Genomic DNA, 18718 nt, shown 5'->3' with positions numbered 1-18718 from the left:
CAGTCTCTGTGATCCCTGTCACTTAGATCGGCTTCGTCCGTCCCAGCCAATTTCATTAGCAGATTGAAGCGCTTGTCGTCGGTATTCGGTGCCCACGCAAGGCTTGCAAAAAGCCACACTCCGCGCAGCTTTACACCAAAGCTTGGGCCAAAGCCAACCCGCCGGACCGATTAGGGGTATGCAGATGCAACCGGCGGGCCAGAGTGGTTAACCGTGGGCGGGGACCATGGGTTCCGGCCCAGGCCCGCCCCTATGCAGGCTATTTTACCTGAATGACGTCTTTTTTGCCCTCAGCAGGCCGATTCCGGACCGGACGGGCAATCGATCCGTCTGCACGGAACCGCGAAGCTTCGGAACGACGCCGTGCGATCATGAAAACAATGCGGCGGCCACGCTTCCCGTGAAGCTGCTTCGCCCGGTTGTCAGGCGACCGGGCAGGAAATTCTCGGCTCCGCTTACTGGACGTCGAGCGGTGCCGTGCCGGTGGCCTGGCCGCTGGCATCGGTGGTGATCTTGTCGACGCGCGCCTCGGCCTGGCGCAGCAACTCCTCGCAGCGACGCTTGAGCGCCTCGCCGCGCTCGTAGATCGTCACGGATTCCTCGAGCGGCACCTTGCCGTCCTCGAGCCGCTTCACGATCGTTTCGAGTTCCTCGATCGCGCGCTCGAAGGTGAGCTTGGAGACGTCGACTTGGGTATTTTCGGCCATATCCGTTTCCGATTGCCCGATTCGCTTTCGCTGGAGTGAAGGCGGGTTTTGCGGGCTTAATGTGGCGGGCGTCTCTACGCGCCCATCAGGGCGCCGACATGCGCCGTAACAGATTCTTTCAGTCCTTGCAGGTCATAGCCGCCCTCGAGCACCGAGACAACACGCCCTCCGGCGGTCTTGTCGGCGAGATCCATCAGCTTGCGCGTCACCCAGGCATAATCCTCCGCGCGCAAATTCAGCGAGGCCAGGGGATCGCGGTAATGCGCGTCGAAGCCGGCGGAGATGACGAGCAGCTCGGGGCTGAATTTTTCGAGCTGCGGCAGGATCAGATTCTCGAACGCGGAGCGGAATTCCGGCCCGCCGTCCTCGGAGGCGAGCGGCGCGTTGACGATGGTGTCGTGGTCGCCGCGCTCGCCCTTGGCGCCGGTGCCCGGAAACAGCGGCATCTGATGCGTCGAGCAGTACATCACGGTGGGGTCCGACCAGAAGATGTCCTGGGTGCCGTTGCCGTGATGCACGTCGAAATCGACGATGGCCGCGCGCTTGATGCCGTATTTGCGCTGCGCATGGCGCGCGGCGATCGCGACGTTGTCGAAGAAGCAGAAGCCCATCGGCTTGCCGATCTCGGCGTGATGCCCGGGCGGACGCACCGCGACGAAGGCGTTGCGATGTTCGCCCTTCATCACCGCTTCAGTCGCCGCGACCGCGCCGCCGACGCCGCGCATCACCGCCTCCCACGTGCCCGGCGACATCGACGTGTCGCCGTCGATATAGACCTGCCCGCTGCTCGGCGCGATGTGGCGCAGCTCGGTGACGTAGTGCTCGTTGTGGCAGAGCGTGACGAGATCGAGATCGCCCTCCGGCGCCTGGTCGCGCGCCAGGAACTGGAAGCGCTCATGCGACAGCGCTTCCTCCACGGCGCGCAGGCGATCGGGCCTTTCAGGGTGTCCCGGCGGCGTGACATGGTCGAGGCAGGCCTTGTGGGAAAGGAGAAGCGTGCTCATCAGGTCGGCCTCACAAGAAACGGGCTTCCGTCGTCGCTTGGCGCATTCGGCGCCAAAACGCAATGCCTGACACAATCTATGCGCTTGGGCGGCAATGGCAAAGGGGCGTCCCGGGCCGCTGCCGTTTGATCCGGATCAATTCACCCGCAGGATGCGGGTCGGCGGTAGCGGACCGATCGGCCCGTGCGCCCGGAAGAACGCGAACAGCGCGTCCGCGTCGTAACCGCCATATTGCGGCGAGGCGCCCTGTTTGGCGACGGTAAAACCGTCGCCGCCGACGGCAAGGTAATCGTTGAGGGTGATACGGTAGCCGCTTCCAGGCTCGATCGGCCTGCCGCCCAGCGTCATCTTCTCGGGGATCACGCGCTCGCCGAATGGCTTCGACGCATCCCAGGCATAGCTGAATCCGTTCGACACCTGGAGGATCCGCGGCCGCTTCGGGTCCAGCCATTGCTGCTCGAGCATGTCCTTGAGCTGGCTGCCGGTGAGCGTCATCGTGACCAGGCGGTTGCGGAACGGCTGGCTGGCGAAGACATCGCCGAAGGTGATCGCGCCGTTCTCCTTCGGGACGATGTCGGTGCGGATGCCGCCGGGATTGGTGAGCGCGATGACAGCGCTGCCATCCCTGGCGTCCTTGGTCGCGGCGAGCTGCGCATCCGCAATGACATCGCCGAGCGCGCTTTCGCCGGCCTCGTTCGGCACCCGCGACAGCGTCTGCGTCACCGATCCGGCCGGCCGGTTGGCGATCGGCGCCGAGAGCCTGTCATAGGCCTCGATCAGCGCGCTCTGCTCCGCATCTTTCGCCAGCGAGGCATTGGCGACGATGACGTTCTCGCCCCTGGCGCTGACGATGTCGCGCGTGGCGGGATCGAGCTTCAGGTCGATCGCGGTGACCAGCGTGCCGTATTTGTCACCGCTGGTGACGAGCCGCCCGTCGATGTCGCAGACATAGGCGCGATGGGTGTGGCCGCTGACGACGACGTCGACGGCGCGGTCGAACTTCTTCACGATGTCGACGATCGGCCCGGTGATGCCGGGGCATTCATTGTAGTCGCCGGCGGGCTCGCCGCCCTGGTGGATCAGCACCACGATCGCCTCGACGCCGCGCGCCTTCAACTGCGCGACCTGCGCATTCACGGTCTCGGCCTCGTCGCGGAATTCGAGCCCCTGGATGCCTGATGGCGAGACGATGCCCGCGGTCTCCTTCAAGGTCAGCCCGATGAAGGCGACAGGGATGCCCTCGAACTCCTTGATCTCATAGGGCGGCAGCACGCTGTTGCCCGTCGCGGCCTCGATGGTGGATGCTGCGAGATAACGGAATTTGGCGCCCGTGAAGGGATGCGGCCCCTGGCAGCCGTCGACCGGATGGCAGCCGCCGTTCTGCATCCTGAGTAGCTCGGTCTTGCCCTCGTCGAATTCGTGATTGCCGACCGAGCTGATCGCGAGCCCCATCATCGACAGCGACTCGATCGAGGGCTCGTCGTGGAACATCGCCGACAGGAACGGGCTCGCGCCGATCAGGTCGCCGGCGGCGACGAGGATCGTGTTCTTGTGTCCTTCGCGCAGCTGCTTGACCAGCGTCGCCATGTATTCAGCGCCGCCGGCCGCCACCATCACTTTCTTGCTCCTGTCCTCGGGATCTCCGATACGGATGCCACCCGGCGGCGGGCGCAGATTGCCGTGGAAATCGTTGATCGCGAGGATGCGCAGCTCGACCGGGGCCGCGGTCTGCGCCGTGGCGGGGAGGGCAAAGGTCAGTGCGAGAGCGGCAAGGGCGGATCGGTATCGCATGGAACTAGAGTAGCCACTCCGCGCGAAGATTTCACGAAGGTTCTCACCGTCATTCCGGGGCGCGCGTAGCGCGAACCCGGAATCCATTGGGCTGCAGTGACGGTGGATAAATGGATTCCGGGCTCGCGACTTCGTCGCGCCCCGGAATGACTGGCGAGCCTAGGAAGCGCGCGAGCGCCTACCGCTTCTTCCTGTTCGCGAACGCAGTGAACGCCGCCACCGCCTCATCCGACTTCAGCCGTTCGCCGAACAGGTGGCCCTCCTGGTCGATGCGGCGGGTGAGCTCTTCGGCCGGCGCGCGCAGCAGCTTGCGCGAGGTTGCGACCGCTTCGGCCGGCAGCCGGCAGATATCGCGCGCCACCTTGCGCGCCTCGACCTCGGTATGTCCCGCCGACACCACGGTGTTGACGAGGCCGGCGGCATGCGCCTCCGCGGCGGAAAACGTCCGCCCCATCACCAGCATCGCGAAGGCGCGCTGATATCCCATCGTGTTCGGCACCAGGAGGCTGGCTGCGCCGACCGGCACCAGCCCGAGATGGATGTAGGGTGCGGAAAAGGTCGCGGCATTCGAGGCGAGCACGTAGTCGCAGTGGAACAGCATCACGGTGCCCATGCCGATCGACGCTCCGTCGACGGCCGCGATGATCGGTTTGACGTTGAGGGCGAGCGAATAGAGAAATTTTGCGCCTTCCGACAGCGTTTCGGGGCGCGAGGTGTCGGCGTGCATGAAATCGTCGATGTCGTCGCCGGCGGTGAACACGCCGGAGCCGCCGGTGATGATCATGCAGCGGATATCGGGGTTGTTCTGCGCGGTGTCGATCGCGTGGCCCATCTCCCGGTACATGTCCTGGGTGATCGCGTTCTTCTTGCCGGGACGGCGCAGGGTGATCACACGCGTTCCACGCTCTTCGGTGACGACAATGTTGCCATTCGGCATGAGGGTCCCCTGCGAATCGCCGCGATGCCCGCTGCTTTGCGAGTCTCGTCAGGCATCAGCCTACATCATCTCGCAAGCCTGCCAATGCGCTGGCTCAACCTTTTCGGCGCCAATTTCCGCAAGGCCGGCACAGGGCGGCCGCCGCTGTCGCGTACTGCAACAATGAGCTACAATGTTTTATTTGAAAAACCGGTGGTTGTGGTGCACGATTACCCGGTTCCATTTAGCCGATTGCTCGATTGATGATTGCTGCGACCCGCGTCGACGAATCCTCGCCGCACTACCGCGGCTGGCGCGTCGTGCTGGCCTGCTTTCTGATGGCCTTCTTCATGTTCGGCTTCGGCCTGTACGGCCAGGGCGTTTATCTCGCCGAGCTGCAGCGTGCCCATGGCTGGCCGGGCTCGCTCGTCTCGGCGGCCAGCACCTTCTCGTTTCTCCTGACGTCCGTGCTGGTCATCTTTACCGACGATCTGCTCGACCGTATCGGGCTGCGCGCACTGATCTTGTGCGGCCTGGTGGCGCTGGGCGCCTCGACCGCGCTGCTGGCGCTGGTGCAGACTCCCTGGCAGCTCTATCTCGCCTATGCGCTGATGTCGGTCGGCTGGACCGGCATGGGTACCGTGGTGATCGCGACCGTGCTGAACTCCTGGTTCGAACGCCGGCGCGGGCTCGCGCTCAGTCTCGCGTTCAACGGCGCGACCTGCGGCGGCATCATCCTCGTTCCGCTGCTGCTGTCGCTGACCGGCAGCATCGGCTTTCGCTCCGCCATGCTGGCGGCCACGCTTGCGATGATGGTGCTGGTGCTGCCGGTGGTGATGATGTTCATCGGCTGGCCCGCTGGGACGGCGCAGGTGCCGGGCCGCCGCCGCCCCGGTGAAAGCGTGCCGACGCCGGCCCACTCGCGCAAGGCTCTGCTCGCCAACGCGGCATTCTGGACCATGGTGCTGCCGATCGCGATCGCGCTGCTGGCGCAGATGGGATTCATCATCCACCAGGTGAGCTTTCTCGATCCGCTGATCGGTCGCTCCGCTGCAGGGCTCGCGGTCACCCTCATGGCGGCGATGGCGGTGGTCGGCCGCCTGTCGCTCGGCCTGTTCGTCGACCGCCTCGATCCGCGTCTGGCCTGCGCCGCGTCGATGACGAGCCAGGCGGCGGCCCTGTTCGTGCTTCTGCAGAGCACGAACCCGACGATGCTGCTGGCGTGCTGCGCCGTCTACGGCTTCTCGATCGGCAACATGATCACCTTCCCGCCCTTGATCATCCAGCGCGAGATCGGCGCCGACGCCTTCGCCGCCGCAATGGGATTGGGCACGTCGATCAGCGGCGTCGTCAGCGCCTTCGGACCCGGCATCGTCGGCCTGGCGCGGAGTTTCACCGGAAATTATACCATCGCGTTTGCGATGTGCGTCGCGCTGGATCTCGTGGCGGCGGGGATTGTGCTGTGGCGGCCGGGGAGAAGGGCCAAGCTCGCGGCTTCGTAGCCCGGGTCGGATGGCGCTCTCGTGCCCCGGATGCAGCGCAGCGCGACTTCAGCGGTGCGCTGCCGAGCCGGCGCCCATTCTCAGCAGTGTCGGTTGTTGCCATCTGCGCCCCGGCTCTGCGCAGCAACGCCAAAAGCGCGTTTACGCGCGTCTTCGACACGCTATGGCGTTGCAGCGCGTCCGGGACACCAGCGTTCCTTACCCCAGCAGCACCGCATCCGCCGCCGCGACCGATTCAGCGCTCTCCGTCACGGTGCGCTCCAGCGCGCCGGCCTGCACGGTGATGTTCTCGGCGAAGAAGCGCGCGAGGGAGACGTAGCGCGCGGCGTCCGTGTTGCTGTCGGCCTTGGCGGCAAGCGCCTCGGAAGCGAGCAGGCAGCCGCCGAGCGTGGCGCCGAATTGCTGCAGATAGGGTGTTGCACCGGCAAGCGCCTCGTTCGGTGCGGACGCAACCCGCGCCAGCAGCCATTTGCTGGTGCGCGTGAGCGCCTCGAGCGCCTCGCGCAGCTTCGCTCCGGTGGTGCCGAAAGCGGGATCGTTGGAGGCCTCGACCTGTTTGACGGTCGCCGCGAGCTCGTCGAGCAGCGCCCACACCGACGCGCCGCCATTGGCCGCGAGCTTGCGCGTGACGAGGTCGATCGCCTGGATGCCGTTGGTGCCCTCGTAGATCGCGGTGATGCGCGCGTCGCGGTAGTGCTGCGCCGCGCCGGTCTCCTCGATGAAGCCCATGCCCCCATGGATCTGCACGCCGAGATAGGCGACCTCGTTGCCGATGTCGGTGGAATAGGCCTTGGCCATCGGCGTCAGCAGCGCCGCGCGCGCGGCGGCATCCGCGCGCACCTTCGGATCCTTGGCGCGCGTGGAGACGTCGAGCGCGACCGCGGTCGCATAGCAGATGGTGCGCGCGGCGGCCGTCTGTGCCCGCATCCGCATCAGCATGCGCTTGACGTCGGGGTGGACGAAGATCGCATCCGAGCCGTCGCCCTTGCTGCCGACAGCGCGGCCCTGCTTGCGCTCCTGGGCATACGACAAGGCCTGCTGATAGGCGCGGTCGGCGACGCCGACACCCTCCAGGCCGACGCCGAGGCGAGCCTGGTTCATCATCGTGAACATGCAGCGCATGCCCTGGTTCTCTTCGCCAATCAGAAAGCCGATGGCGCCGCCATGATCGCCCATCGTCATGGTGCAGGTGGGGGAGGCATGCATGCCGAGCTTGTGCTCGACGCCGCTGGCGAAGATATCGTTGCGCTGCCCCAGCGATCCGTCGGCATTGACCATGAACTTCGGCACCAGGAAGAGCGAAATCCCCTTGGTGCCGGCGGGCGCATCGGGCAGGCGGGCCAGCACGAAATGCACGATGTTGTCGGTCATGTCGTGTTCGCCATAGGTGATGAAGATTTTCGTCCCCTTGATGCGATAGGTGCCGTCGGCCTGCTTCTCGGCGCGGGTGCGCAGCGCTCCGACGTCGGAGCCGGCCTGCGGCTCGGTGAGCTGCATCGTGCCGGTCCATTCGCCGGAGACGAGTTTTTCGAGATAGATTCTCTTCAACTCGTCATTGCCATGCGCGTCCAGCGCCTCGATCGCCGAGGCCGTCAGCAGTGGGCAGAGGCCGAAGGCGACGTTGGCCGCGCTCCAGATCTCGGTGCAGGCTGCATTGATCGCGATCGGCAGGCCCTGACCGCCGAAATCTTCGGGACCGGCCACCGCGTTCCAGCCGCCATCGGTCCAGCGCTTGTAGGCGTCCGGCCAGCCCGGCGCGGTCGTGACCTTGCCGTCGTCGAGCTTGATGCCGTGCTCGTCGCCGACCTTGTTGAGCGGCGCCAGCACGTCGGACGCGAACTTGCCGGCTTCCTCCAGCACGGCGGCGGCGATATCCATGTCGAAATCGCCGTAATGACCGGCTTCCACGGCAGCCTTGAGGCCGGCGCCATGGTTGAGCGACAGCAGCATGTCATTGATCGGCGCGCGGTAGGTCATGGTTCACTCCCGTGGACAGGTCTTGGCGCCGTATTCCCATGAAACGGGGGAGGTCTCAATGGTCGCGATACGGGACCGCATCAGGATTTTGCGGGGTCCTCTCGTACGGACCGATAATAAGGTGTCGGCGCGGCCGATCCCGGCGGCTGTGCTATTTTGCCTCTCCGAGCGGTTGAAATGCTGCTTCTCTCCCTATAGACCGGCAGCACCTGAGGGAATCTGCGGTAGCCCGGTCTTCCGTCGGTCCCCCCTGTTGGGGCGTAGCCAAGCGGTAAGGCAGCGGATTTTGATTCCGCCATTCGGAGGTTCGATCCCTCCCGCCCCAGCCAGCATACAAGCTGTTGAGTTTGTTGGGTAAGCAGCTCCATTCCTGCCAGATTGTTCGGCGCGTTTGGAAATTGAGCTTCTAATGCTCGGTCCAGAATCGAACCAAGCGACGGCCTGCATCAAGCTGTAGTTCACCCAACCGACGGCGCAGAGTTTGTCGCCGTGACGCTGCGGCCGTTGCGGGGGACGCGGCTCGTCGCCGTTACGCCGCTTTCCTGCGGGGCTTCGGCTTTGCTTTTTTGTCGAGCAAGACCCTCTCTGGAGCCGGGCGCGCGCCGGGACCAGGGTGGACATGAACTTCCTTGGCTGAAAGCGGCTCGCCGCATTCCGAGCACACCATCACGGGGTCGAACATCTTTCCGCACTTGCGGTGCTCATGCAGCAGAGGACGTCCGCGTTCGTCGACCATGTGGGTGTCGCCCCAATGCACGAGCGCCATCATGATCGGATAGAGGTCGAGGCCCTTTTGCGTCAGGATATATTCGTGGCGCTTGGGCGATTCCTGATAGGGAATGCGGCGCAGGACGCCTTGCCGGACCAGCTTCTTCAACCGCTCGGCGAGCAAGTGCCGTGTGATTCCAAGCGCCGACTGAAAACCTTCGAAGCGGCGCGTGCGCAGAAAGCATTCGCGGAGAATCAGGAGAGTCCAGCGGTCACCAATCACACCGATGGTACGAGCCATCGAACACGGCTCTTCCTCAAGTTCATCCCATTTCATTCTGCTCTCCGGTCGGCCGGCGCCTGTTCCGCTCGAATCAGGGGGAAGCGGCAGCGCCGCTCACACCATTCTAGATAGGTACTAAAGTGGATACAATACCCCGCCGCTCGTCCGAAACCTCGTGATTTCAGAGCAGATTTGACAGTTCAATTTTAGAACTATAGAAATGAGTGAAGCCTGCGTTCGGCCTGGAAGATCACCAAATCTGACCAACATCGCGCTCTGCGGGAGGAGCTAACATGTCCCTCAAAGTTGAATTCCTGTTCGATTTCGGCAGTCCGAATGCTTACCTCGCGGAACTGGCGCTTCCGGGAATCGAACGGCGCACCGGCGTGAAATTTGAATATGTCCCGATCCTGCTCGGCGGCATCTTCAAGGCGACCGGCAACATGTCCCCGTTCGATTCCCTTCGTGGCATCAAGAACAAGCCGGAATACCAGGCTCTGGAGACCCAGCGCTTCATTCGCCGCCATAACGCGACGAAGTTTCGTCCCAATCCGTTCTTTCCGGTGAATACGCTGATGTTGATGCGCGGCGCCGTCGCGGCGCAGCTCGAAGGCGTGTTCGAGCCGTATTTCCGCGCGGCCTACCACCACATGTGGGAGGAGCCGAAGAAGATGGATGACCTCGAAACCTTCCGAACAGCGTTCATCTCCTCCGGCGTCGATATCGATCGGTTGCTTGCGCGTGCACAGCAGGACGACGTCAAGAAGGGGCTGATCGATCGGACCACCGACGCGGTCAATCGCGGCGCATTCGGCTCGCCGACCTTCTTCGTTGGAAAGGAAATGTTCTTCGGCAAGGACCAACTCCGCGATGTCGAAGAGTCGATCGTCGAGCAGATCGGCCAGCCCGTTTCGAAGACGGCCTAGGGCAGAACCTGAGCCTGCAGAGCCGGCGGATGTCCGGCGTCTGCGTGGACGAAAATTCAGTCGGCGCCATAACAAAACCAATTCAGGGAGAATGTCATGCCCGGTCCACTCAACGGCGTCCGTGTCCTCGACCTGACCGGCGTGGTGTCGGGCCCCTTCGCGACCATGTTCCTGGCGGATCAGGGCGCGGACGTCCTGAAAATCGAGCCGATCGGCGGCGACATTACCCGGCGCAGCCGTGCCACGATTGATAAGGAAGGCGAGTTCTCCGCGCTATTCATCTCGTCAAACCGTGGCAAGCGCTCGCTGTCGATTGACGTCAAAAGCGCGGCCGGCCGTGAGGTTCTGGCCAAATTGGTCGCGAAGGCGGACGTGCTGGTGCAGAATTTCCGGCCCGGCACCATGGAGCGCCTCGGTCTCGGCGTCGAGGAGTTGCGCCAGCGCCATCCGCGCCTGATCTATGTCTCGATCAGCGGTGTTGGCGACACCGGACCCTATGTGAAGAAGCGTGTTTACGACCCGATCATTCAGGGCCTCTCGGGCTTTGCCGATATCCAGTCGCAGCCGGTCACGAACCGTCCGCAGATGATCCGGACTATCGTCTGCGACAAGACCACCGCCGTGTTCACCGCCCAGGCGGTGGCAGCAGCCCTCTACGCTCGCGAAAAGACAGGGCAGGGTGATCACATCCAGGTCGCCATGCTGGATGCGATGATCTCGTATTTGTGGCCCGAAGGCATGATGCAATACACGGTGGTGGGTGCCGAGGCCGCGGCTGCAGATCCCAACGATCGTCCGGATCTCGTGTTCAAGACCAGCGACGGCTACATCACCGCCGGTACAATTTCCGACTCCGAATGGCAGGGTTTCTGCCGCGCCACCGGCGACCCCGAGCTTGCCAAGGACCCCCGGTTTGCGACCCCATCGGCGCGCTCGGTCAACGCCACGGCACGCATCAACAAGATGGCCGAATATATCAGCCAGCACACCACCGCAGAATGGCTGGAGCGTCTGGATGCCGCCGATGTCCCCTGTTCGCCGATCCTGCGGCGGAGCGAGATCATCCACAATGAACAGGTGGTCGCGCGCGACATCATTGCGGAGTTCGATCAGCCGAAAGTGGGGCGGGTGCGGCAACCAAAGCCGGCGGCGCGTTTTGCGATCAACGAGGCCGCGATCGGTGGGCCTGCGCCCCGGGTGGGTGAGCACTCCCGCGACGTGTTGCACGAGCTGGGCTACGACGACGGCGCCATCGACAAGATGGTCGCCGAGCGCAGCCTGCGCGTCGCGGTCTAACCGCGAAGCCCGTTGGCGACGGTATTCTAGACCTTCGCCGGCGCCGGCGTGATCGGTGCCATCGGAACATTCGCCGCAACGGCTCGCTGAAAGGCTTCCCGTTTCCTGATGCGTTCGAGATAAGGCTGAGCGTTGTCGCAAATGCCGACGCCATAGGCGATGGCCCACTCCAGGCAGGTCGTGAGCAGGATGTCTGCGCTCGTAAACCGGTCGCCCATCAGGAATTGCCGGCCATCTGCGAGCGCGACTTCGACATGGCGCAACTGCTGGCGGAAATATTCGCCGGCCTGGGCAACGACCTCGGGTGCAATGCCGTAGATCGGTCCGAGCGCGTCGGCCCGATGGCGGCGCATCACGTAAAGGCTGGTGGAATCCAGCTCCGCGACGATAAAGAAGCACCATTCCAGCCACGCGGCATACTCGCGCGGGGCTTCCGGAATCAGCGATCGTTCCGGCGTGGAATACATGCGCGACAGGTAGGCAACGATCGCTGCGCTCTCGCCGATGCAGAAGTCGCCATCCTGAAGCAGCGGGATCTTCTGGCGCGGATTGAGCTTCGAGTATTCTGCGGTCTTGGTTTCGCCGGTTCGCGGGCCAATGGGCTTTGTCTTATAGGCTAAGCCCAGTTCGTGCATGGCCCAATGCGGACGAATCGTGCGACTCGTTCCAACGCCCCACAGGGTCAGGTTTGGTGCCGCATCCATATTACCATTTCTCCACGGACGGACGGAGATCGAGCTCGTGGGTCCAGCCATCTTTGCTTTGCTGGTGGGTGAACCAATAGGCTTCGGCAATGGAAGACGTCTTGGTCAGGCTATCCGGCGGAATATCGCTTGCTTCGATCCCCTTCGCTGCCTTCATGCGTTGGTGAATCGCCTCGCTATCCACGCCAGCGTCGATCAGGAGATGCACGACGTGAATGTTCTTCGGTCCAAGCTCGCGCGCCATCGCCTGGGCCACTGCTCGAAGTCCGAACTTAGCTGATGAAAATGCTGCAAACCCCGAGCCGCCACGCACGCTTGCCGTCGCACCCGTAAAGAAGATGGTGCCGCGTCCGCGCGACAGCATCACGCGGGCAGCCTCACGTCCAACCAGGAACCCACCATAGCAGGCGAGTTCCCAGGCTTTGAAGAACAGCTTCTCCGTCGTGTCGAGCAGAGGCTTGTTGACGTTCGAGCCGGCATTGTAGAGGCAAACCTCGACGGGCCCGTGCTCTTTCTCGACTCGCGCGAAGATGCCTTGGACGTCTGCTTCCTGGCGCGCATCCACGCTGAATGCGTGAATGTCATGCCCCGCAGCCCTCAACTCGGCCACCAGTTCCTGCGATTTGGAGGCATCGCGCCTGCAGATGCAAACCGTATAGCCGCCTCGGGCAAAACGCCGGGCGGCCGCCGCGCCAATGGCATCGCCTGCGCCAACAAGTATCGCTACACCGCGGCTCGCCGCCATCCTCGATCCTCCCCTTAAGTTCTTATTTGATACTATAGACTAGCTGCCCGATGATGCGTTGTAAACGGCGGTTTTATGAGTCACGCAAAACCATGATCGGGGAGGGATTGTCCATTCGCCTCCGGGAAAAGTCCGACGATGATTTATCGATTGACGAGTTCTAAAAAAGAACTATAACTCGAAGCCAAGTGTGCCGCATTGCAAAGTCGGCATGGTCGGTCGGGAGGTCAGTCGTGCTGGAGCTTTCAGAGACGATCAGTGGCGACGAGATTGCTGTCGGCTTGCCGGACCGAATCCATGAAGTAACGGCAGGGCCGCTTGCCAGCGCGCCCGACCGGATCGCGCTGGTCGAGGACGGGGCTTCCTGGAGCTATCGAGACCTGGAGCAGCGCGTTGGCGAGATCGCCACCGTGCTTTCATCGCTGGGGATCAGGGCCGGTGATCGGATGATCATTGTCAGCGAAAACTGTATTGCGCTTGCTGCTTTGCTGCTGGCGGCGAGCCGGCTCGACGCCTGGGCAATCGTCGCCAACCCGCGACTGTCGGCGCGCGAACTGGACCAGATCCGCGATCACAGCGGCGCCCGGCGGATGTTGTTCACGTCGGGTATTTCGAAGGAGGCCGCAGCTCACGCCTCTCGCTACGGCGCCGAGAACCGGCGAATCGGCCCGCTGCCGGAAATTGGCGTTGGCCCGCTCAACGAAAGCGCGACAGTCGAGCCGGTGGAGGTTGATCCAGCAAAGCAAGTCGCGGTTTTGATCTACACGTCAGGGACAACGGGGACTCCCAAGGGCGTGATGCTCTCGCATCACAACCTTCTGATCAGCGCAAAGACCACTGCGTACTTCCGCAGGATGAACGAGGACGACAAAATCTATCTTGTGTTGCCGATCTCGCATATCGTCGGCATCTCGCTCCTGATCATGACGCTGATGGTCGGCGGCACGGTGCGGATGGTCAGCAAATACGATCCTGCGGCGACCGCAAAGGCCATCGCGGAGGAGGGCGTCACCATCCTCAATGGCGTGCCTGCCACCTATCAGCGCCTGCTGGAGTACAAGAGCGTATCAGGCGTGGAACAACTGTCCCGAGGCGCGTTGCGCTTGATTGCCGTCGCCGGCGCGCCGCTGGATTTGAACCTGAAGTTGCGCGTGGAAGGAGAGTTTGGGCTTCCGTTGCTCAACGGCTACGGGATCACCGAATGCTCGCCGGGAATATCAGGCGTACGTTTCGATAGGCCACGCTCGGATCAGGCTGTCGGAACGCTGCTGCCTGGTGTGGAAGCGCGGGTGCGAACCATCGAAGGATTTCCGACTGTATCCGGTGAAGTCGGCGAGCTGCATGTTCGCGGGCGCAACGTGATGCTGGGATATTATCGTGCCCCCGACCTCACCGCGAAGGTGATTGACAGCGAGGGCTGGTTCAATACCGGCGATCTCGCACGTTTCGACGGCGATTGTCTGTACATCGCCGGCCGCACCAAGGAAATGATCATTCGTTCCGGTTTTAACGTCTATCCCGCGGAAGTCGAAGCAGTCCTCAGCTCACACGAGGACGTCGTGCAATCCGCTGTGGTCGGTCGTGCCGCGGACGGCAATGAGGAGATCGTGGCCTTTGTGCAATTGCTGCCAGGATCGCGCACGACACCAGAGACCCTGATGCATTTCGTCCGATCTCAGCTGACCTCTTACAAGCGGCCGTCCGAAATCGTCATACTCGATGCCTTGCCGGCGACCTCGACAGGCAAGATACTCAAGCACAAGCTCGCGGAGTCCTTGCGCGGAGGTGGCGCAACCCCCGCGGTGCAGACGCCCGAATTCCGCAGGCAACATAACTGACTTTACCGGGAGGACATCTTGCAAAAGAGAAACGCAACCGTGGCCGTCATCGGCGCCGGAGACTTCATCGGCGGCGAGATCGCCAAAAAGTTCGCCGCAGAAGGCTTCACGGTCTTCGCCGGCCGTCGTAACGGCGACAAGCTGGCTCCGCTCGTCAAGGATATCGAGGCTGCCGGCGGAGAGATTCACGCCCGTTCGCTCGACGCTCGCAAGGAGGACGAGATCATCTCCTTCCTCAACGATGCGGACAAGCACGCGCCTCTGGAAGTCTGCATCTTCAATATCGGAGCGAACGTCAATTTCCCAATTCTGGAAACCACAGAACGCGTTTTCCGCAAGGTCTGGGAAATGGCTTGCTATTCCGGCTTTCTGGCCGGTCGCGAGGCGGCCCGCCTCATGCTTCCGCGCGGGGGTGGCAACATCTTCTTTACCGGGGCGACCGCCTCGCTCCGAGGCGGCAGCGGCTATGCTGCTTTCGCAAGCGCCAAGTTTGGCCTTCGTGCGGTCGCGCAAGCCATGGCCCGCGAGCTTGGCCCGAAGAATATTCACGTCGCGCATCTCATCATCGATTCCGGCGTGGATACCGAGTGGGTTCGGCAACGCCGGCTGGAGGCTCTCGGGCCCACCGCGCTGGATGATCCGGACGCCTTGATGCCTCCGTCCTCTGTCGCAACTTCCTATTGGCAGCTCTACCAGCAGCCGAGAAGCGCATGGACGTTCGAGCTGGAGATCCGTCCCTTCGGCGAGAAGTGGTAGCGGGCCTGCTGCGATGGAGCTCAAGCTTTCGCCCGAGGATGCCGCGTTTCGTGACGAGGTGCGCAGTTTCATTGCGGAGAACTATCCGCCGGAAATGCGCGTTCCCAATCCGGAGACCGACCTGACCAAGGAGCAGTCGCTGCTGTGGCACCGGATCCTCCACAAGAAGGGTTGGATCGCCCCGCTCTGGCCCAAGGAATATGGCGGCCCGGGCTGGTCCGTCACCCAGCGCTTCATCTTCGAGCAGGAGACCTCTCGCGCCGGCACGCTGCCGCCGCTCGCCTTCAGCGTCACCATGGTCGGGCCGGTGATCTACACGTTCGGCAACGAGGCGCAGAAGGAGAAATTTCTGCCGCGGATCCTGTCCGGCGAGGATTGGTGGTGCCAGGGCTATTCGGAGCCGGGCTCGGGCTCCGACCTCGCAACCGTCAGAACCAAGGCGGTGCGTGACGGCGACCACTACATCGTCAATGGTCACAAGACCTGGACCACGCTGGCGCAGCATGCCGACTGGATATTCTGCCTCGTGCGGACCGATCCGAGCGCGAAGCCGCAATCCGGCATCTCCTTCCTGCTGATCGACATGAAGTCGCCCGGTGTCACCGTGCGGCCGATCATCACGATCGATGGCAGCCACGAGGTCAACGACGTCTTCCTCGAGAACGTCCGCGTACCCGCCGAGAACCTGATCGGCGAGGAGAACAAGGGCTGGACCTACGCCAAGTTCCTGCTCGGCAACGAGCGCACCAGCATGGCCGGCATCGGCCGCTCCACCCGCTACATCAACAAGCTGAAACAGATCGTGAAGGCCGAAATACCGGCCGAGGATCCCGCGCATCTCGAATTTCTGCGGGACATTGCCCGCGTCGAGCTCGACGTGCTGGCGCTGGAGGCGACCGAGCTGCGCGTCGTCGCCCAGCTGGCGCGCGGCATAGATCCTGGCCCGGCCGCCTCGCTTTTCAAGATCCGCGGCACCGAAATCTTCCAGGCCATCACCGAACTCACCCATCGCGCGATCGGCAATTACGGCCTTGCTATCCGCGAGCATCCGGTCAGCGCCAATCGCTTCATGCCCGGTCCCGCCTACGGCCATACCGCGTCGGAGAAATATCTGAACGCGCGCAAGCTCAGCATCTACGGCGGATCCAACGAGATCCAGCGCAACATCATCGCCAAAGCCGTGCTCGGGCTCTAGCCGCGGCGGATCGGGAGGATCGGATGGATATTCAGTTCACGGAAGAGCAGGAATTGCTGCGGTCCAGCGTCCAGCGGCTGCTGCGCGACCAGTACGACTTCGAGGCGCGGCGCAAGATCGTGGCGAGCGAGGAAGGCTTCAGCCGGAAGCAGTGGGCGGCTTTTGCCGAGCTAGGCCTTCTCGCTGCGCCGTTCTCCGAGGGCGCCGGCGGTCTCGGCGGCGGTCCGTTGTCGACCATGATCGTCATGCATGAGTTCGGCCGTCACCTCGTGGTCGAGCCATTCGTCGAGACGGTGGTGCTGGCCGGCGGATTGATCGAGCATGCGGGCTCGCAGGAGCAGCAGCAAAGCTTCATCCCGGACATCATCGACGGCTCGAAGATCTGGACGCTGGCCTGGACGGAGAAGGCATCGCGTTTCGATCTTTCCCATGTCGCCACGAGAGCGCGGCGCGAAGGGAGCGACTACGTCCTGACAGGCGCAAAGACCGCGGTGATCGCAGCGCCTTGGGCGGACTATCTGATCGTCTCGGCCCGGACCTCCGGCGATGACCGTGAACGCAGCGGCGTCAGCCTGTTCGTGGTCGATCGGCGCGCGACCGGCGTCGATCTCCAGAGCTTCAAGACCATCGACGGCCGCCGGGCCGCCGAAGTCAGCCTGCGCGATGTCCGCGGCCAATTGCTGGGCGTGGAAGGCGAGGGCGTTGCCGCGCTGGAAGCCTGCCGGGACCGCGCCATCGGCGCCCTCTGCGCGGAAGCCGTCGGCGCCATCGGCGAGCTGAACTCGGCGACGCTGGAATATTCCAAGACGCGCAAGCAGTTCGGCACCACGATCGGCTCGTTCCAGGTGCTGCAGCATCGCATGGTCGACATGTTCATCGCCCATCAGGAGGCGCTCTCCCTGATGCAGCATCTCAGCCTCAGCCTCAGCCTCAGCGACGGCGATGCCGGCCTGTCGCGGCTCGCCTCCGGTGCCAAGTCGAAGATCGGCTATGCGGGCAAGTTCGTCGCCGACCAGGCGGTGCAGCTTCACGGCGGCATGGGAATGACCGACGAGCTCAACGTCGGGCACTATTTCAAGCGACTCTCCTCCATCAACATTCAGTTCGGCGACCCCGCGTTCCACGTGCTGCGTTACGCGCAGCTGGACGCGGCCGCGTAAGCAGAGAGGCCAGCATGACGACTGAAGCAGTCATCGTTTCCACCGCAAGGACGGCCGTCGGCAAGGCCTACCGCGGCGCACTCAACAATACGGATGGTCCGACCATGGCCGGGCACGTGATGGCCGAAGCGGTAAAGCGCGCCGGCATCGCCCCGGGCGAAGTCGAAGACGTGGTCATGGGCTGCGCCATGCAGCAGGGCACCATGGTGATGAACGTGGCGCGCAAGGGCGCGATCCGCGCCGGCCTGCCGGTGACGGTCGCCGGCACGACCATCGACCGGCAATGCGCCTCCGGCTTGCAGGCCATCGCGGTGGCCGCACGCTCGGTGATGCTTGACGGCGTCGAGGTCGCGATCGGCGGAGGCATCGAGTCGATCAGCCTCGTGCAGAACGACCACATGAACAAATTCCACGCCGTCGACGACGAGCTGATGGCGATGAAGCCCGAAATGTACATGTCGATGCTGGATACGGCCGAGGTCGTCGCCGAGCGCTACAAGATCGGCCGCGACAAGCAGGACGAATACAGCCTCGAGTGCCAACGCCGCGTCGGCGCTGCGTTACAGGCCGGCCGCTTCAACGACGAGATCGTGCCGTTCACGACCAGGATGGCGCTGTTCAACAAGGACACCAAGGAAGTCACCTACGAGCAGGTGACGCTCACAAAGGACGAGGGACCGCGTCCCGAGACCACCGCCGAGGGCCTCGCCAAGATCAGGCCGGTGTTCGAGGGCAAGACCATCAGCGCGGGCAATGCCAGCCAGCTTTCGGACGGCGCTTCGGCCTGCGTGATCATGAGCGACAAGATGGCGGCGAAGAAGGGCCTCAAGCCGCTCGGCATCTTCCGCGGCTTCGTCGCCGCCGGCGTCGAGCCGGACGAGATGGGCGTCGGCCCGGTCGCCGCGATCCCGCGCCTGCTCAAGCGCCATGATCTGAAGATCGATGATATCGACCTCTGGGAGCTGAACGAGGCCTATGCGGTGCAGGTGATCTACTGCCGCGACAAGCTCGGGATCGATCCGGACAAGCTCAACGTCAACGGCGGCTCGATCGCGATCGGCCATCCCTACGGCATGACCGGGTCGCGGCTCACCGGCCATCTCCTGATCGAGGGCCGGCGGCGCAAGGCGAAGTACGGCGTCGTGACGATGTGCATTGGTGGCGGCATGGGCGCGGCCGGACTGTTCGAAATCATCCACTGAACGGCAAC

At 63.5% G+C, this 18718-nt stretch carries 17 protein-coding genes and 1 tRNA gene; 10 read left to right on the top strand and 8 right to left on the bottom strand.

The annotated features are described in order from the left end of the window. Positions 1-455 precede the first annotated feature (455 nt). The 4 genes from RPS27_RS36835 to RPS27_RS36820 form a co-directional block, all read right to left on the bottom strand. Complete coding sequence (locus RPS27_RS36835; RefSeq protein ID WP_091964702.1) at positions 456-707, bottom strand: exodeoxyribonuclease VII small subunit; 252 nt, start codon at positions 705-707, stop codon at positions 456-458. A 74-nt stretch (positions 708-781) separates the two neighbouring features. After that, complete coding sequence (locus tag RPS27_RS36830; protein WP_194406773.1) at positions 782-1711, bottom strand: histone deacetylase family protein; 930 nt, start codon at positions 1709-1711, stop codon at positions 782-784. A 135-nt stretch (positions 1712-1846) separates the two neighbouring features. Then, a complete protein-coding gene (locus RPS27_RS36825; protein ID WP_212065453.1) occupies positions 1847-3502 on the bottom strand; it encodes a bifunctional metallophosphatase/5'-nucleotidase in 1656 nt (551 codons plus the stop codon). Between the two features lie 178 nt (positions 3503-3680). Further along, the gene (locus tag RPS27_RS36820; RefSeq protein ID WP_211418004.1) at positions 3681-4439 is read right to left on the bottom strand and encodes an enoyl-CoA hydratase-related protein; all 759 of its coding nucleotides are present in this window, start codon (positions 4437-4439) and stop codon (positions 3681-3683) included. Between the two features lie 24 nt (positions 4440-4463). On the opposite strand from RPS27_RS36820, the gene RPS27_RS36815 reads away from it, so the two are divergent. Both RPS27_RS36815 and RPS27_RS36810 read left to right on the top strand, forming a co-directional pair. Next, complete coding sequence (locus RPS27_RS36815) at positions 4464-4682, top strand: hypothetical protein (RefSeq protein ID WP_212065452.1); 219 nt, start codon at positions 4464-4466, stop codon at positions 4680-4682. Then, positions 4682-5920, top strand: coding sequence for an MFS transporter (locus RPS27_RS36810; protein WP_212065451.1), 1239 nt, complete (start codon positions 4682-4684; stop codon positions 5918-5920). Before RPS27_RS36815 ends, RPS27_RS36810 begins: the two co-directional genes overlap by 1 nt. A 198-nt stretch (positions 5921-6118) precedes the next feature. Here the strand turns inward: RPS27_RS36810 and RPS27_RS36805 are convergent, their stop codons facing one another. Continuing rightward, complete coding sequence (locus RPS27_RS36805) at positions 6119-7897, bottom strand: acyl-CoA dehydrogenase (protein WP_212065450.1); 1779 nt, start codon at positions 7895-7897, stop codon at positions 6119-6121. Positions 7898-8151: 254 nt separating this feature from the next. Between RPS27_RS36805 and RPS27_RS36800 the strand changes: the two genes are divergently transcribed. After that, a tRNA-Gln gene (locus tag RPS27_RS36800) sits at positions 8152-8226 on the top strand. A 200-nt stretch (positions 8227-8426) separates the two neighbouring features. Here the strand turns inward: RPS27_RS36800 and RPS27_RS36795 are convergent. Next, positions 8427-8942 carry a winged helix-turn-helix transcriptional regulator gene (locus RPS27_RS36795; RefSeq protein ID WP_194406779.1) on the bottom strand — a complete coding sequence of 172 codons (516 nt, stop codon included), beginning with the start codon at positions 8940-8942 and terminating at the stop codon, positions 8427-8429. Between the two features lie 239 nt (positions 8943-9181). Between RPS27_RS36795 and RPS27_RS36790 the strand changes: the two genes are divergently transcribed. After that, on the top strand, positions 9182-9814 hold the full coding sequence (locus RPS27_RS36790; RefSeq protein ID WP_212065449.1) for a 2-hydroxychromene-2-carboxylate isomerase: 633 nt from the start codon (positions 9182-9184) through the stop codon (positions 9812-9814). Between the two features lie 96 nt (positions 9815-9910). Further along, a complete protein-coding gene (locus RPS27_RS36785; RefSeq protein WP_211417975.1) occupies positions 9911-11110 on the top strand; it encodes a CaiB/BaiF CoA transferase family protein in 1200 nt (399 codons plus the stop codon). A gap of 26 nt (positions 11111-11136) precedes the next feature. Here RPS27_RS36785 and RPS27_RS36780 read toward each other — a convergent pair whose 3' ends face one another. Next, the gene (locus RPS27_RS36780; RefSeq protein WP_211417974.1) at positions 11137-11814 is read right to left on the bottom strand and encodes a glutathione S-transferase family protein; all 678 of its coding nucleotides are present in this window, start codon (positions 11812-11814) and stop codon (positions 11137-11139) included. A gap of 1 nt (position 11815) precedes the next feature. Beyond that, on the bottom strand, positions 11816-12559 hold the full coding sequence (locus RPS27_RS36775) for an SDR family NAD(P)-dependent oxidoreductase (RefSeq protein WP_212065448.1): 744 nt from the start codon (positions 12557-12559) through the stop codon (positions 11816-11818). Between the two features lie 233 nt (positions 12560-12792). On the opposite strand from RPS27_RS36775, the gene RPS27_RS36770 reads away from it, so the two are divergent. Genes RPS27_RS36770 through RPS27_RS36750 form a run of 5 tightly spaced genes read left to right on the top strand, consistent with a single transcriptional unit; the run spans position 12793 to position 18710 of the window. Beyond that, positions 12793-14397 carry an AMP-binding protein gene (locus tag RPS27_RS36770; protein WP_212065447.1) on the top strand — a complete coding sequence of 535 codons (1605 nt, stop codon included), beginning with the start codon at positions 12793-12795 and terminating at the stop codon, positions 14395-14397. Between the two features lie 18 nt (positions 14398-14415). Then, entirely contained in the window at positions 14416-15153 is a 738-nt protein-coding gene (locus RPS27_RS36765) for an SDR family oxidoreductase (protein WP_211417971.1), read from the top strand. Between the two features lie 13 nt (positions 15154-15166). Next, entirely contained in the window at positions 15167-16348 is a 1182-nt protein-coding gene (locus RPS27_RS36760; RefSeq protein ID WP_212065446.1) for an acyl-CoA dehydrogenase family protein, read from the top strand. Between the two features lie 23 nt (positions 16349-16371). Further along, positions 16372-17508, top strand: a complete 1137-nt coding sequence (locus tag RPS27_RS36755; RefSeq protein WP_313755019.1) for an acyl-CoA dehydrogenase family protein — start codon at positions 16372-16374, stop codon at positions 17506-17508. A gap of 14 nt (positions 17509-17522) precedes the next feature. Continuing rightward, complete coding sequence (locus RPS27_RS36750; RefSeq protein WP_313755018.1) at positions 17523-18710, top strand: acetyl-CoA C-acyltransferase; 1188 nt, start codon at positions 17523-17525, stop codon at positions 18708-18710. The last annotated feature ends 8 nt before the right edge of the window (positions 18711-18718 follow it).

Source organism: Bradyrhizobium sp. WYCCWR 12699 (genome assembly GCF_032144035.1).
GTDB lineage: Bacteria > Pseudomonadota > Alphaproteobacteria > Rhizobiales > Xanthobacteraceae > Bradyrhizobium.
The sequence above is the reverse complement of the archived record's forward strand: the minus strand, read 5'-3'. Positions and strand labels throughout refer to the sequence as shown.